Here is a 14,536-nt window from a genome sequence, read left to right as displayed (position 1 = left end):
AAGCCGTACTTGCTGGAGGATTGCGCCTATTGAGCCGCATTTTTCTCCGGTTCGAAAAAACGCGATTGACTCAAATGCGCCGCAGGGATTAGATCGTTCCAATAAATCGCACAAGAAACCACCGGGAGGACAGATCTGGATGGCCAGCCGGGCCAAGGCAACGATACTCGACATCGCCCGTGAGGCGGGCGTGTCCAAATCGACGGTATCGCTGGTGCTGCAAGGTAGCGGGCTGATCCGGCCTGAAACCGCGCTGAAGGTGCGCAAGGCGATCGAGGATGTCGGCTATGTCTACAACCGCGGCGCCGCCAATCTGCGCAAGGCCCATTCCAATGTCATCGGCATGGTCATCAACGATCTCACCAATCCGTTTTTCGCCGAACTGGCGGTCGGCATGGAGCGCGTCTTCCAGTCGGCCGGCGTCGTGCCCTTCATCGCCAATACCGCTGAAAACCCGGTGCGCCAGGAAGAGGTTTTGAAATCACTGATGGAGCAGGGTGTCGCCGGGCTCGTCGTGTCGCCGGCGCGCGGCACCACGCCTGGCGCGTTCCGCCGCCTTGAGACCGCGGGCGTTCCGGTCGTCTTCGTCATGCGCCGCCTTCCCGAAAGCCGCATCCCGGTGATCACACCCGACAATCATCGCGGCGCCTATCTCGCCACCGCCCATCTGATCGGTAAGGGCCACCGCCGGCTGGCCTTCTTCGGCGGCTCGTCCGACCTTGTCGTCTATCACGAGCGGCTGGGCGGCTTTCGCGAGGCCTGTGAAGCGCTCGGCATCGCACCGGCCGACAGGCTGGTCTTCGAGGGCGAAACCAGCCGCAAGGGCGGCATTGCCTGCCTGGAAACCGCGCTCGCCATGGCCGCGCCGCCGACTGCAGCCCTTTGCTTCAACGATGCGGTCGCCTTCGGCGTCTTGCTGGCGCTGCGCAAGCGCGGCCTGGAACCCGGCGCGGACTTTGCCGTCGTCGGCTTCGACGACGTGGCCGAGGCCGAGCACTATATGCCGGCGCTGACCAGCGTGTCGGTGAACACCGCCGGCCTCGGCGAGCGCGCCGCCCATGTCGTGCTGAAGATGATCCAATCGCGCACCACGCGCGCCGAGGATCATATCGGCGCCGTCAACCTCGTGGTCAGGGAAAGCTGCGGCCCCGATCGCAAGGAGCATGGCTGCGCAGGAATGGGAGACGCGGCATGACCGTCAGTTGGGGGCTGATCGGCGCCAGCACGATCGCAAGACAGTTCATGATCGGCGCCATCCGCGCGCAGCCGGACGGCGAAATCGCCGCAGTGATGAGCTCCAGCCCGAAGCGCGCCACCGCCTATGCCAGCGAAAACCGTATTCAGGCGGCGGTCTCGACGCTGGACGCCCTGCTCAAATCCGATATCGACGCCGTCTACATCTCGACCACCAACGAATTGCATCTCGAACAGGCACTCGCCGCCATCGAGGCGGGAAAGCATGTGCTGTGCGAAAAGCCGCTGGCGCTGACCAGCGCCGACGCGCGCAAGATGGTCGCCGCCGCCAGGGCCGCCGGCGTCGTGCTCGGCACCAACCACCATCTGCGCAATGCCGGCTCGCATCGGGCGATGCGCGAAGCGATCGCTGCCGGCCGCATCGGCAGGCCGATCGCTGCGCGCGTCTTCCACTCCGTCTATCTGCCGGAAAACCTGCAGGGCTGGCGCATCACCAGGCCGGACGCCGGCGGCGGCGTGGTGCTCGACATCACCGTGCACGATGCCGACACGCTGCGCTTCGTGCTCGGCGACGATCCGGTCGAGATCTCGGCATTCACGCAATCGGCCGGCATGGCCGCCGGCGGGCTGGAAGACGGCGCCATGTGCCTCTGGCGCTTCGGATCGGGGGTCATTGCCCAATCGCATGAGGGCTTCACCACCAAATTCGCCGGCACCGGCTTCGAGGTGCATGGCAGCGAAGGCTCGCTGATCGGCAAGGATGTGATGACGCAGAAGCCGGTCGGCTCGGTGTTGCTGCGAACGGCACAGGGCGAGGAGGAATTGAGCTTCGACCGCGAAGACCTCTATGCCCGTTCGCTGCGCCAATTCCACGCGGCGATACGTGGCGAGGGCCAGCCGTCCGCCACCGGCGAGGACGGCGTCTGGTCGTTGACCGCAGCCGAGGCGGCATTGCAATCGGCCAAGTCCGGCAAGGCCGTCGCCATCGACTCGAAGCTCGGGGGTGCTGCGTGAGCAAGCTCGTCTCCGCGGCTGAGGCCGCCGGCCTGATCAGGGATGGCATGGTCGTTTCCGTATCGTCGTCGAGCGGCCTCGGCTGCCCGGATGCAGTGCTTGCCGCCATCGGCGAGCGCTTCGACGCCGAAGGCCATCCCAAGGACATCACGACGCTGCACCCGATCGCCGCCGGTGACATGTACGGCATCAAGGGCATCGACCATCTAGCCAAGCCCGGCCTGTTGAAGCGCACTTTGTGCGGCTCCTATCCATCCGGGCCGTCATCTTCCGAGCCGCCGCAGATCTGGAAGATGATCGGCGACAATTCGGTCGCCGCCTATAACGTGCCGTCCGGCATCCTGTTCGACATGCATCGCGAGGCCGCCGCCAAGCGCCCCGGCGTGCTGACCAAGGTCGGGCTCGATACCTTTGCCGACCCGCGCCATCAGGGTTGCGCGATGAACGCGGCCGCCAGCGAGCCGATCGTTTCGGTGCAGCAGTTCGACGGCGAGGAGTGGCTCTATTTTCGCTCGATCGTGCCGCAGGTCGCGATCATCCGCGCCACCACGGCCGACGAGCGCGGCAACCTCACCTATGAGCATGAGGGTGCCTATCTCGGCGGCCTCGAACAGGCGCTCGCCGCCCGCAACAATGGCGGCATCGTCATCGCGCAGGTCAAGCGCGTCGTCGAGAACGGCACGCTGAAACCGCACGATGTGCGCGTGCCCGGCGTGCTGGTCGACCATATCGTGGTGGCGCCCGACCAGTTGCAGACGACGCTGACGCCCTACGATCCGGCCATCTCCGGCGAGATCTTCCGGCCGTTGTCGAGCTTCCGCAACGCCGAGATGAACGTCCAGAAGGTCATTGCGCGCCGCGTCGCCATGGAGCTTGCCGACGACATGGCGGTCAATATCGGCTTCGGCATCTCGGCCAATGTGCCGCGGATCCTGCTCGAGGAAGGCCAGCACGGCAAGGTCACCTGGGTCATCGAACAGGGCGCGGTCGGCGGCGTGCCGCTGCTCGACTTCAAGTTCGGCTGCTCGTCGAACGCCGACGCCTTCATGCCCTCGCCGCACCAGTTCATCTATTTCCAGGCCGGCGGCTTCGACGCCTCGCTGCTGTCCTTCCTGCAGATCGACCGCCATGGTTCTGTCAACGTGTCGAAGCTTTCGGCGCGGCCCCACGTCACCGCCGGCGCCGGCGGCTTCGTCGACATCACCGCGCGGGCGAAGAAGATCGTCTTTTCAGGTTTCTTCAATGCCGGCGCCAAGCTGTCGCTTGCTGATGGCGGCATCCGCATCGACCAGGAGGGCAAGGTCAAGAAAGTCGTCGGCGAGGTTGAGCATATCTCCTTCTCGGGCAAGCGTGCCGTCGCGCAGGGACAGGATATCACCTATGTCACCGAGCGCTGCGTGATGAAGCTGACGCCAGCAGGGCTGATGGTGACGGAGCTGGCGCCGGGCATCGACCTGGAGCGCGATGTGCTGGCGCAGGCCGAGATCCCGCTCGCCGTAGCCAACGATCTCAAAGTGACGCCGGATGCGCTCTACAGGGACCGGCCGATCGGCCTGTCGCTCAATGGCGGCGCCTCGCTTGGAGGCGCCCATGGCTGAGCGCCTCGTCACCTTTGAAACCGACGGCGCCATCGGCATTGTCACGCTGCGCCGGCCGGAGAAATTCAACGCCCTCGACATTCCGATGCTGCGGGCGCTGGAAGCAGCACTCGATGAGGCCGAGGCGGCGGACGGCGTCCGCGTCGTGCTGATCTGCGGCGAAGGCAAGGGCTTTTGCGCCGGCGGCGACGTCGAGGCATGGGCAGAAATGAGCGCCGCCGATTTCCAGGTGCAATGGGTTCGCTACGGCCACCGCATCTTTGATCGGCTGGCGCGGCTGCGGCAGCCGACGATCGCCATTCTTGCCGGCCATGCGCTGGGTGGTGGGCTGGAACTGGCGGCGGCTTGCGACTTTCGCGTGGCGGAAACGCAGGTGAAGCTTGGGTTCCCGGAGACCTCGATCGGTGTCGTTCCCGGCTGGTCCGGCACACAGCGCGCCGTGCGCCGCTTCGGTGCGCAGGCGGTGCGGCGGATGGCGCTCGGCGGCGAGGTGTTTCTGGCGACCGAGGCTCTTGCTCTGGGGATTGTCGACCGGGTGGTCGAGACCGGTAAGGCGTTCGCCGAAGCCAAGGCCTGGGCCGGCAAGATCGCCGAGCGCGGGCCGCTCGCGACCGAAGCCGCCAAGCTGATGATTGCCATCGCCGAGGGCGAAGAGAGTGCTGCCGCGACCGAAGCGCTGGCCAGCGGCTTCATCGCGCTGACAAGCGATCTCAGGGCCGGCGTCGAGGCTTTCAAGGCCAAGCAGAAGCCGGCGTTCTCAAGATCTTAGGAACCTGAAACTCACATGAACGCACCTCTCAACATCGCCATGCCCGCCGAGGCAGCCGCAGCGCCGAAAAGCTACCGGCTGCTGATCGGCGGCAAGTTCATCGACGCCCAGGACGGCCGCACACTGGAGCGCAGCAGCCCCGGCCACGGCTTCACCGTCTCGCGCTATGCACAGGCCGGCGCGGCGGACGTGGAGGCGGCGGTACAGGCCGCGCACAAGGCCTTCGAGACCGGCCCGTGGCCGCGCATGAAGGCCGCCGAGCGCGCCGCGATCCTGCTCAGGACGGCTGACCTGATCGAGGCGCGGCTGGACGAGATTGCCCGGCTCGACGCACTGGAATCCGGCAAGCCGATTGCCCAGGCGCGCGGCGAGATCGGCGGCGCCGTCGACATCTGGCGCTATGCCGCGGCACTTGCGCGGACGCTTCACGGCGAAAGCTACGCCAATCTCGGCGACGCCATGCTCGGCGTCGTGCTGCGCGAACCGATCGGCGTCGTCTCGATCATCACGCCGTGGAATTTTCCCTTCCTGATCGTCAGCCAGAAGCTGCCCTTCGCGCTCGCCGCCGGCTGCACGGCAGTGGTCAAGCCGAGCGAGATGACCTCGGCCTCGACTTTCGTACTCGGCGAGATCCTGATGCAGGCCGGCCTGCCGGATGGCGTCGTCAACATCCTTGCCGGGCTGGGCGCCGATGTCGGCGCACCGATGGTCAGCCATCCGCTGGTCGAGATGGTGTCGTTCACCGGCTCCACCCGCGTCGGCAAGATGACCATGGCGTCTGCCGCCAACTCGCTGAAAAAAGTCGCGATGGAGCTCGGCGGCAAGAACGGCCAGATCGTCTTTCCCGACGCCGACCTCGAGGCCGCCGCCGACGCGGCGGTTTTCGGCGGCTTCTTCAATGCCGGCGAATGCTGCAATGCCGGCAGCCGGCTGATCGTCCATGAGGCGATCGCCGGCGAGTTCCTCGGCGCCGTCAAAGCACTCACCGCCAAGGTGACTGTCGGTGACCCGCTCGACGACCGCACCAAGGTCGGCGCGATGATCTCCACCGACCATGTGGCCAAGGTTACCGGCTACGTGACGGCAGCGGAGAGCGGCGGCAGCCGGATCTATTGCGGCGGCAAGCAGCTTGCTTCGAGCGCCGGCCAGTATCTTGATCCGACCATCGTTGGCGACGTCACCGAAGACATGGCCATTGCGCGCGAGGAAGTGTTCGGGCCGGTGCTCTCGGTGCTGACTTTTGAGTCGATTGAAAGGGCGTTGCACATCGCCAACAACACGCCCTATGGTCTGTCGGCGGGCGTGTGGAGCGCCAGCATCGATACCTGCATGTCGGTGGCGCGGAATGTGCGTTCGGGAACCGTTTGGGTGAACACGTTCATGGAGGGTTACCCCGAACTGCCTTTCGGCGGCTACAAGCAGTCCGGTCTCGGACGCGAACTCGGCAAGCGCGCCGTCGAGGATTATACCGAGGAAAAGACAATCCAGTTTCATCGCGGCCAGCGCACCGGATGGTGGGTCGGCTGAGTTGGGAAGAACCCGGCGGGCATCCGCCGGTCGTGTAGGTTCAACAAGGGAGGAAGTACATGTTGCGCAAACTGCTTATCGGGACGGCTCTCGCATCAGGCGTTGCGTTCGCGGCCCATGCCGAGGACGTCAAGGAAGTCCAGATGCTGCATTGGTGGACGTCGGGCGGTGAAGCTGCCGCTCTGAACGTGCTCAAGCAGGATCTGGCCAAGGAAGGCTTTGCCTGGAAGGACGTGCCGGTGGCCGGCGGCGGCGGCGACGCCGCCATGACCGCGCTGAAGGCGATGGTGGCGGCCGGCAACTACCCGACCGCCTCGCAAATGCTTGGCTACACCGTGCTCGACTATGCCGCAGCCGGCGTCATGGGCGATCTGACCGAGACGGCGATAAAGGAAGGCTGGGACAAGTCCGTTCCCGCGGCCCTGCAGAAATTCTCCGTCTATGACGGCAAGTGGGTCGCGGCTCCGGTCAACGTCCACTCGGTCAACTGGCTGTGGATCAACAAGGCGGTGATGGACAAGATCGGCGGCACCGAGCCCAAGACCTTCGACGACTTCATCGCGTTGCTCGACAAGGCCAAGGCGGCGGGCGTCGTCCCGCTCGCGCTGGGCGGCCAGAACTGGCAGGAAGCGACCATGTTCGACTCGGTCGTGCTGTCGACGGGCGGGCCTGAGTTCTACAAGAAGGCCTTCAACGACCTCGACGAGGAGTCGCTGAAGTCCGACACGATGAAGAAGTCGTTCGACAATCTCGCCAAGCTCGTCACCTATGTCGACCCGAACTTCTCGGGCCGGGACTGGAACCTCGCCACCGCCATGGTCATCAAGGGCGATGCGCTGGTGCAGGTGATGGGTGACTGGGCCAAGGGCGAATTCAACGCCGCCAAGAAGGTCCCGGGCACCGACTTCCTGTGCTACCGCTTCCCCGGCACCGACGGCAGCGTCGTCTACAACTCCGACATGTTCGGCATGTTCAACGTTCCGGAGGACCGCAAGGCCGCCCAGATCGCCCTGGCCACCGCCACGCTGTCGAAGAGCTTCCAGTCGGCCTTCAACGTCGTGAAGGGCTCTGTTCCGGCCCGCACCGACGTGCCGGATACCGATTTCGACGCTTGCGGCAAGAAGGGCATGGCTGACCTGAAGGCCGCCAATGAAGGCGGCACGCTGTTCGGCTCTCTGGCGCAGGGCTATGGCGCGCCTCCGGCGGTTGCCAACGCCTACAAGGATGTCGTCTCGAAATTCGTCCACGGCCAGATCAAGACCTCGGACGAGGCCGTGACCCAACTGGTCAGCGCGATCGAAGACGCCAAGTAAGCGCCCGCCGATGTGAATGATCTCCCCGGCGCAAGCCGGGGAGAGTCCTCTGCGGTGGGGTTTGCGGTTGCGCCGACCGGCACGCTTTCGTGCCGCAGAGGCCGCGACGACAGAATTCCGGACCCGCGATACGGAATGGACAGATGAGCACAGTTGCTGAAACCAGTATCACGCTGACGCCGGAGCACGGTGCCCGTCCGGGCGCCTCGGTGCGCTCGCGCCTTCAGGACGCGCTGCCGAAGCTCGTGCTGGCGCCAAGCTTTGCCGCCACCGTCGTCTTCGTCTACGGCTTCATCCTGTGGACGATCTATCTGTCCTTCACCAATTCCAAGACCTTCCCGTCCTATGCGATCACCGGGCCACGCGCCTATCAGCGGCTCTGGCGCTGGACCTTCGAAAGCGACCCGCCGTCCAGCTGGTACACGTCGATCACCAATATGGGGATTTTCGGCTTCCTCTACATTTCCATCTGTCTGGCGCTCGGCCTGTTCCTGGCGATCCTGCTCGACCAGAAGATCCGCGGCGAAGGTGTGCTGCGGCCGATCTATCTCTACCCGATGGCACTGTCGTTCATCGTCACCGGCGTTGCCTGGAAATGGTTTCTCGACCCCGGCCTCGGCCTCGAGCAGACGCTGCACCAATGGGGCTGGACGAGCTTCCATTTCGACTGGATCAAGAACAAGGATTTTGTCATCTACACGGTGGTCATCGCCGGCGTCTGGCAGGCGTCGGGCTTCATCATGGCGATGTTCCTGGCCGGCCTGCGCGGCATTGACGGCGAGATCCTGAAGGCGGCGCAGATCGACGGCGCCACCACCTTCCAGCTCTACCGCCGCATCGTTATCCCGCTGCTGCGGCCGATCTTTCTCTCGGCCTTGATCGTGCTCGCGCATCTCGCCATCAAGTCCTACGATCTGGTCGTCGCGCTGACCAGCGGCGGGCCGGGCGGTTCGGCCTGGCTGCCGTCCAATTTCATGTATGAGTACACCTTCAAGCGCAACGAGATGGCCGTCGGCTCGGCCAGCGCCGTGATCATGCTGATGACCATCACCGCGATCATCGTTCCCTATCTCTATTCCGAGCTTCGGGAGAAGCCGCGATGAGCGCTATAGCCACTCCTGCTCGCCAGAGCACTGGCGGTATCAGCGCCAGGACGGTCAACCGTATCGTCATTTACGGGCTGCTGGCGCTGTTCGCGCTGTTCTACCTGATGCCGCTGTTCGTCATGCTGGTGACCTCGTTCAAGACCATGGACGAAATCCAGAACGGCAACATGCTGGCGCTGCCGCAGGCGCCGACCTTCGCACCCTGGATAAGGGCATGGAGCGAAGTTTGCTCGGGTCTCACCTGCGTCGGCATGAAGGGTTATTTCTGGAATTCGATCAAGATGGTGGTTCCGGCCGTCGTCATCTCGACCCTGCTCGGCGCACTCAACGGCTATGTGCTGACGAAGTGGCGCTTTCGCGGGGCGACGCTGGTATTCGGGCTGATGCTGTTTGCCTGCTTTATCCCGTTCCAGTCCGTCCTCTTGCCCATGGCAACGATCCTCGGCAGCCTCGGCCGGTTCGGCGTCAAGCTGCAGAACGCGACCGGCCTCACCTTCGGCTTCGGCAATCCGACGGTGAACCTGGTATTCGTCCACGTCGTCTACGGCATCGGCTTCACCACCCTGTTCTTCCGCAATTATTACGAGGCGTTTCCGAACGAATTGGTGAAGGCGGCGCAGATCGACGGCGCCAGCTTCTTCCAGATCTTCCGGCGCATCATGCTGCCCAACTCGCTGCCGATCATCGTGGTGACGGTCATCTACCAGTTCACCAACATCTGGAACGATTTCCTCTTCGCCTCCGCCTATGCCGGCTCAGGCGACGTCATGCCGATGACGGTGGCGCTGAACAACGTCGTCAACACCTCGACCGGCGTCGTCGAATACAACGTCAACATGGCGGCGGCGATGATCGCCGCGCTGCCGACGCTCCTCGTCTATGTGCTCGCCGGCCGCTATTTCGTGCGCGGCCTGATGGCCGGCGCCGTCAAAGGATAATCGGATGGCTTTTCTGGAAATTGACGGGTTGAAGAAGCGTTTCGGATCGGTCGAGATCCTGAAAGGCATCGACCTCGATCTCGAAAAGGGCGGCTTCCTCGTGCTGGTCGGGCCGTCCGGTTGCGGCAAGTCCACGCTGCTCAACACCATTGCCGGCCTGGAAACCATCACCGAAGGCGAAATCCGTGTAGACGGACGCACGATCAACGATCTCCACCCCTCCAAGCGCGACATCGCGATGGTCTTCCAGAGCTACGCGCTCTATCCGAACATGACGGTCGCCGGGAATATTGCCTTCGGCATGGAGATGCGCGGCGTGCCGGTCGGCGAGCGCCAGAAGGCGATCGACAAGGTGGCGAAGGTCCTGCAGATCGGCCATTTGCTGAAGCGCAAGCCAAGCCAGCTTTCCGGCGGCCAGCGCCAGCGCGTCGCCATGGGCCGGGCGCTGGTGCGCGATCCCAAGCTGTTCCTGTTCGACGAGCCTTTGTCGAACCTCGATGCCAAGCTGCGCGTCGACATGCGCATCGAGATCAAGCGCCTGCACGCCACCACCGGCACCACCATCGTCTACGTCACGCACGACCAGATCGAGGCGATGACGCTGGCCACCAAGATCGCGGTGATGCGCGACGGCGAGGTGCAGCAATTCGGCACGCCGGCCGAAATCTATAACAATCCGACCAACCTGTTTGTTGCCGACTTCATGGGCTCGCCGGCGATGAACCTGATCCCGGCGACGATCGGCAGCAACGGCAGCGGCTTCTCCGTCGTCATGGAGCGCGAGGCGCGCCAGCCGATTTCGTTGCCGCTGGCCAATGCGCCGGTCGGTCTTTCGGCATTCCAGGGCAAACCGATCATCTTCGGCGTCCGCCCGGAAGCACTGACCGATCCAGAGGGCGCCGAACGCAACGCCTCGAACATCGCCCGCGCCGACTGTCACATCGAGGTCATCGAGCCGGCCGGTTCGGATACGTTCGCGGTCACCAATCTCGGCGGCAAGGCGGTGGTGGCGCGGCTGCGCGCCGATGCCAACATCCAGCCCGGCACGGTCACCCCGCTCGCCTTCAACCTGACCAAGGCGGTGTTCTTCGATCCGGCGACCGAGAAACGCATTGTCTGACGGCTATGACAAATCCCGACATAGTCATTATCGGCTCCGGCATTGGCGGCGCCACGATCGCCTCCGGCCTTGCCGGCAGTGGCGCCTCGATCCTGATGCTGGAGCGTGGCGAACCACTGCCGGCAACGCCGCACTCACGCGACACGCGAGCTATCTTCGTCGATGGTCACTATCGGCCGAAGGAGATGTGGCTCGAGGCCGGCGGAGCGCCTTTCAACCCGGGCAATTACTACTATGTCGGCGGCAATTCGAAATTCTACGGCGCCGTGCTGATCCGCTACCGCGGGCAAGACTTTTCGGAGATGGAGCACTATGGCGGCATCTCGCCGGCCTGGCCGTTTTCCTATGAGGAATTCGAACCCTGGTATTCCAGGGCCGAGCAGCTTTTCCGCGTGCGCGGTGCACTCGGCGAAGACCCGACCGAGCCGTTCCACTCGATGCCCTACCCTTTCGGGCCGGTGCCCGACGAGCCGCCGATCGCGCGAGCGCGCGCCGAGCTCAGGAGCCTAGGCCTGCACCCGGCATCGCTGCCGCTCGGCGTCGACATCGAAGCCTGGCTGAAGGACGGCAGCACGCCGTGGGACGCGTTTCCCAACACAGGCGCCGGCAAGGTCGACGCCCAAACGGGACCGCTGGCCGCCGCACTTGCCGACCAGAACATCAAGCTCGAGACCGGCGCCCATGTCGAACATCTCGAGGCATCGCCGGATGCGAGGACAATCGCCGCCGTCCATTATCGACAGAACGGTACGCTGAAGAAAGTCGCGCCGAAACTGGTCATCCTATCGGCCGGCGCGGTCAATTCCGCCGCCATCCTGCTGCGCTCGCCCACCCCTGAGGGCAAAGGCGGTGGCAAAGGCCTGGCCAACCGCTCCGACCAGGTCGGCCGCAACTTCATGAACCACAATTCGAGCGCCATGCTGGCGATCGATCCACGCCGCCGGAACAAATCCGTCTACCAGAAGACGCTGATGCTGAACGATTATTATCTGTCCGACGGCAAGGGCGGCAAGCCGCTCGGCAACGTCCAGCTCCTCGGCAAGATCGACGGCAACATCCTCAAGGCCAATGTCAGGCGCGCGCCCAAATTCGCGCTCGATTTCATGGCCGGCCACGCCGTCGACTGGTATCTGATGTGCGAAGACCTGCCCGATCCCGAGAGCCGCATCATGGTCGACGGCAAGGACATCGTCATGCAGTGGCGGCGCTCCAACATGCAGTCGCTCGACGGACTGACCAAGGTGATGCGCGAGAATTTCCGCGCCTGCGGCTATCCGATCGTCCTGTCGCGGCCGTTCGACAAGCGCACGCCCTCGCATCAGTGCGGCACGGTGAAGATGGGCAACGATCCGGCGACCTCGCCGCTCGACCCGTTCTGCCGCTCCTTCGACCACAGCAATTTGTTCGTCGTCGATGCCGGCTTCCTGCCGAATTCGGCCGCCGTCAATCCGGCTCTGTCGATCGCCGCACAGGCGCTGCGCGTCGCCGATCATATCCGCAAGACGGAGCTTGCAACATGAGCCGCCCGGCAGCGATCGTCACCGGCGGCGCGCGCGGCATCGGCCTTGCCTGCGCCGAAGCGCTCGCAGATTCCGGCTTCGACATCCTCGTCGCCGACCTTGCCGACGAAGCCGCCGACGGGCTCGCCGCCGACATCACCGGGCGCGGCGCGAAATTCGCCTATGCCAGCAGCGACATCGCCGATCTCGGCGGCCATGCGGCACTTGTCGATGCTGCATTGAATGCCTTCGGCCGCATCGACTGCCTGGTCAACAATGCCGGCATCGGCGCCGTCCTGCGCGGCGACCTGCTCGAGCTCAAGCCGGAAAATTTCGACCGGGTGCTCGGCATCAATCTGCGCGGCACCGTATTCCTCGGCCAGGCCGTTGCCAAAGCGATGCTCGGCCTGCCGAGCGATGGTGCGAGATCGATCATCACCATCACCTCGGTCAGCGCCGCCATGGCCTCGCCGGAACGTGCCGATTACTGCATTTCCAAGGCCGGGCTTTCGATGTGGGTGAAGAACCTGGCGCTGCGGCTTGCCACCGAAAACATCGCCGTGTTCGAGGTGCGGCCGGGCATCATCCGCACCGACATGACCGCAAGTGTCACCGCCAAATATGACGGGCTGATCGACGGCGGGTTGGTGCCGGCGATGCGCTGGGGCGAGAGCGAAGATATCGGTGCCGCCGTGGCGGCGCTCGCCGGTGGCAGGCTCGGCTTTTCGACCGGCTCGGTCATCAATGTCGACGGCGCGCTGTCGGTGCCGAGGCTATGAACAGGTGACGCCATGACGGACTACATCCCATGACTGGCTACATCCCATGACCGACTACATAATCGTTGGCGCCGGCCCGGCCGGCTGCGTACTCGCCAACCGGCTGAGCGAAGATCCGTCGCATCAGGTGCTGCTGCTCGAAGCCGGCGGCAAGGACTGGCATCCGCTGATCCATATGCCGGCCGGTTTTGCCAAGATGACCAAGGGCATCGCCGCCTGGGGCTGGTCGACGGTGCCGCAAAAGCACATGAACGACCGCGTCTTCCGATACACGCAGGCCAAGGTGATAGGCGGCGGCTCGTCGATCAACGCCCAGATCTACACGCGCGGCAACGCCCGCGACTACGATGCCTGGGAGAAGGAAGAAGGCCTTGCCGGCTGGGGCTATCGTGACGTGCTGCCCTATTTCAAGCGCGCCGAGAACAACCAACGCTATGCCAACGATTTTCACGGCGACCAGGGCCCGCTCGGCGTGTCGAACCCGATCGCGCCGCTGCCGATCTGCGAGGCCTATTTTCGCGCGGGACAAGAGATGGGCATGCCCTTCAATCCCGACTTCAACGGGGTAGCCCAGGAGGGCGTCGGTTACTATCAGCTGACGCAGAAGGACGCGAAGCGCTCCTCCGCCTCGGTCGCCTATCTCCGGCCGATCCGCGAGCGCAAGAATCTCACCGTCAGGACCGGCGTTCTGGTGACGCGCATCGTCGTCGACAAGGGCCGCGCCATCGGCGTCGAGATCGTCGACAGGCCGGGCGGCCAGCCAACGATCCTGCGCGCCGAGCGCGAGGTGATCGTCTCGTCCGGCGCCATCGGCTCGCCGAAGCTTCTGATGCAGTCGGGCATCGGCCCGGCCGACCATCTGAAGGCGGTCGGCGTCACACCGGTGCACGATCTGCGCGGCGTCGGCTCCAACCTGCAGGATCATCTCGACCTGTTCGTCATCGCCGAATGCACCGGCGATCACACCTACGACAACTACGCCAAGCTGCACTGGACGGCTTGGGCCGGCCTGCAGTATCTGCTCCTGAAGAAAGGCCCGGTGGCTTCCAGCCTGTTTGAGACTGGCGGCTTCTGGTACGCCGATCCGACCGCCGCCTCTCCCGACATCCAGCTGCATCTCGGCCTCGGCTCCGGCATCGAGGCCGGCGTCGAGAAGTTGAACAATCCGGGCGTGACATTGAACTCGGCCTTCCTGCGCCCGCGCTCGCGCGGCACGGTGCGGCTGAACAGTGCCGACCCGGCCGACCGCCCGCTGATCGATCCGAACTATTGGTCCGATCCCTATGACCGCGACATGTCGATCAAGGGGCTGAGGCTGGCGCGCGAGATCATGCGGCAGAAGGCGCTGCAGCCCTATGTGCTGCGCGAGGTACTGCCGGGACCTGACCTGCAGAGCGGCGACGAGTTGTTCGACTACGCCTGCCGCAGTTCCAAGACCGACCACCACCCGGTCGGCACCTGCCGCATGGGCCACGATGCGATGAGCGTGGTGACGCCCGATCTCAGGCTGCGCGGTATCGAGGGCCTGCGCGTCTGCGACGCCTCGGTGATGCCGCGCATCCCCTCCTCCAACACCAATGCGCCGACGATCATGGTCGGCGAAAAGGGCGCCGATCTGATCCTTGGCCGCGAGCCGCTGCCGCCGGCAGTGTTTTCCACCAACCGAGCGGCATGAAGGA

The 14,536-nt window shown here is 64.6% G+C and carries 12 protein-coding genes; all 12 read left to right on the top strand.

What is annotated here, in order from left to right; all coding sequences use genetic code 11:
• Positions 1-139 precede the first annotated feature (139 nt).
• Positions 140-1,195, top strand: coding sequence for a LacI family DNA-binding transcriptional regulator (locus NKH70_RS08665; RefSeq protein WP_352465863.1), 1,056 nt, complete (start codon positions 140-142; stop codon positions 1,193-1,195).
• On the top strand, positions 1,192-2,208 hold the full coding sequence (locus NKH70_RS08660; protein WP_353025097.1) for a Gfo/Idh/MocA family protein: 1,017 nt from the start codon (positions 1,192-1,194) through the stop codon (positions 2,206-2,208). The genes NKH70_RS08665 and NKH70_RS08660 overlap by 4 nt, the downstream gene beginning before the upstream one ends.
• Entirely contained in the window at positions 2,205-3,806 is a 1,602-nt protein-coding gene (locus NKH70_RS08655) for an acyl CoA:acetate/3-ketoacid CoA transferase (RefSeq protein WP_352713564.1), read from the top strand. Before NKH70_RS08660 ends, NKH70_RS08655 begins: the two co-directional genes overlap by 4 nt.
• Entirely contained in the window at positions 3,799-4,575 is a 777-nt protein-coding gene (locus NKH70_RS08650) for an enoyl-CoA hydratase/isomerase family protein (RefSeq protein WP_353025096.1), read from the top strand. Before NKH70_RS08655 ends, NKH70_RS08650 begins: the two co-directional genes overlap by 8 nt.
• A 15-nt stretch (positions 4,576-4,590) precedes the next feature.
• Positions 4,591-6,102 carry an aldehyde dehydrogenase family protein gene (locus tag NKH70_RS08645; RefSeq protein ID WP_352910728.1) on the top strand — a complete coding sequence of 504 codons (1,512 nt, stop codon included), beginning with the start codon at positions 4,591-4,593 and terminating at the stop codon, positions 6,100-6,102.
• Positions 6,103-6,161: 59 nt separating this feature from the next.
• Positions 6,162-7,415, top strand: coding sequence for an ABC transporter substrate-binding protein (locus tag NKH70_RS08640; protein WP_352713573.1), 1,254 nt, complete (start codon positions 6,162-6,164; stop codon positions 7,413-7,415).
• Between the two features lie 143 nt (positions 7,416-7,558).
• Positions 7,559-8,518 (top strand): carbohydrate ABC transporter permease, encoded by a 960-nt coding sequence (locus NKH70_RS08635; protein WP_352713576.1) that lies wholly within the window; start codon positions 7,559-7,561, stop codon positions 8,516-8,518.
• The gene (locus NKH70_RS08630; RefSeq protein WP_352713578.1) at positions 8,515-9,459 is read left to right on the top strand and encodes a carbohydrate ABC transporter permease; all 945 of its coding nucleotides are present in this window, start codon (positions 8,515-8,517) and stop codon (positions 9,457-9,459) included. Before NKH70_RS08635 ends, NKH70_RS08630 begins: the two co-directional genes overlap by 4 nt.
• Positions 9,460-9,463: 4 nt before the next feature.
• Positions 9,464-10,579: an ABC transporter ATP-binding protein gene (locus tag NKH70_RS08625; RefSeq protein WP_352713581.1), complete on the top strand. Its 1,116-nt coding sequence runs from the start codon at positions 9,464-9,466 to the stop codon at positions 10,577-10,579.
• A 5-nt stretch (positions 10,580-10,584) separates the two neighbouring features.
• Positions 10,585-12,099 carry an FAD-dependent oxidoreductase gene (locus NKH70_RS08620; protein WP_352713584.1) on the top strand — a complete coding sequence of 505 codons (1,515 nt, stop codon included), beginning with the start codon at positions 10,585-10,587 and terminating at the stop codon, positions 12,097-12,099.
• Complete coding sequence (locus NKH70_RS08615) at positions 12,096-12,857, top strand: 3-ketoacyl-ACP reductase (protein WP_353025094.1); 762 nt, start codon at positions 12,096-12,098, stop codon at positions 12,855-12,857. Before NKH70_RS08620 ends, NKH70_RS08615 begins: the two co-directional genes overlap by 4 nt.
• A gap of 46 nt (positions 12,858-12,903) precedes the next feature.
• Positions 12,904-14,532 carry a GMC family oxidoreductase gene (locus NKH70_RS08610; protein WP_352713590.1) on the top strand — a complete coding sequence of 543 codons (1,629 nt, stop codon included), beginning with the start codon at positions 12,904-12,906 and terminating at the stop codon, positions 14,530-14,532.
• Positions 14,533-14,536: the final 4 nt, after the last annotated feature.

Origin of the sequence: Mesorhizobium sp. M0991 (genome assembly GCF_040318915.1) — a bacterium.
Classification (GTDB): domain Bacteria; phylum Pseudomonadota; class Alphaproteobacteria; order Rhizobiales; family Rhizobiaceae; genus Mesorhizobium.
This window is presented reverse-complemented; position numbering and strand designations above follow the sequence as displayed.

Coding starts and splice junctions, on each gene's coding strand:
- NKH70_RS08610 (WP_352713590.1), top strand. CDS start 12,904: ATGACCGACTACATAATCGTTGGCGCCGGCCCGGCCGGCTGCGTACTC.
- NKH70_RS08640 (WP_352713573.1), top strand. CDS start 6,162: ATGTTGCGCAAACTGCTTATCGGGACGGCTCTCGCATCAGGCGTTGCG.
- NKH70_RS08665 (WP_352465863.1), top strand. CDS start 140: ATGGCCAGCCGGGCCAAGGCAACGATACTCGACATCGCCCGTGAGGCG.
- NKH70_RS08645 (WP_352910728.1), top strand. CDS start 4,591: ATGAACGCACCTCTCAACATCGCCATGCCCGCCGAGGCAGCCGCAGCG.
- NKH70_RS08650 (WP_353025096.1), top strand. CDS start 3,799: ATGGCTGAGCGCCTCGTCACCTTTGAAACCGACGGCGCCATCGGCATT.
- NKH70_RS08660 (WP_353025097.1), top strand. CDS start 1,192: ATGACCGTCAGTTGGGGGCTGATCGGCGCCAGCACGATCGCAAGACAG.
- NKH70_RS08615 (WP_353025094.1), top strand. CDS start 12,096: ATGAGCCGCCCGGCAGCGATCGTCACCGGCGGCGCGCGCGGCATCGGC.
- NKH70_RS08635 (WP_352713576.1), top strand. CDS start 7,559: ATGAGCACAGTTGCTGAAACCAGTATCACGCTGACGCCGGAGCACGGT.
- NKH70_RS08630 (WP_352713578.1), top strand. CDS start 8,515: ATGAGCGCTATAGCCACTCCTGCTCGCCAGAGCACTGGCGGTATCAGC.
- NKH70_RS08625 (WP_352713581.1), top strand. CDS start 9,464: ATGGCTTTTCTGGAAATTGACGGGTTGAAGAAGCGTTTCGGATCGGTC.
- NKH70_RS08620 (WP_352713584.1), top strand. CDS start 10,585: ATGACAAATCCCGACATAGTCATTATCGGCTCCGGCATTGGCGGCGCC.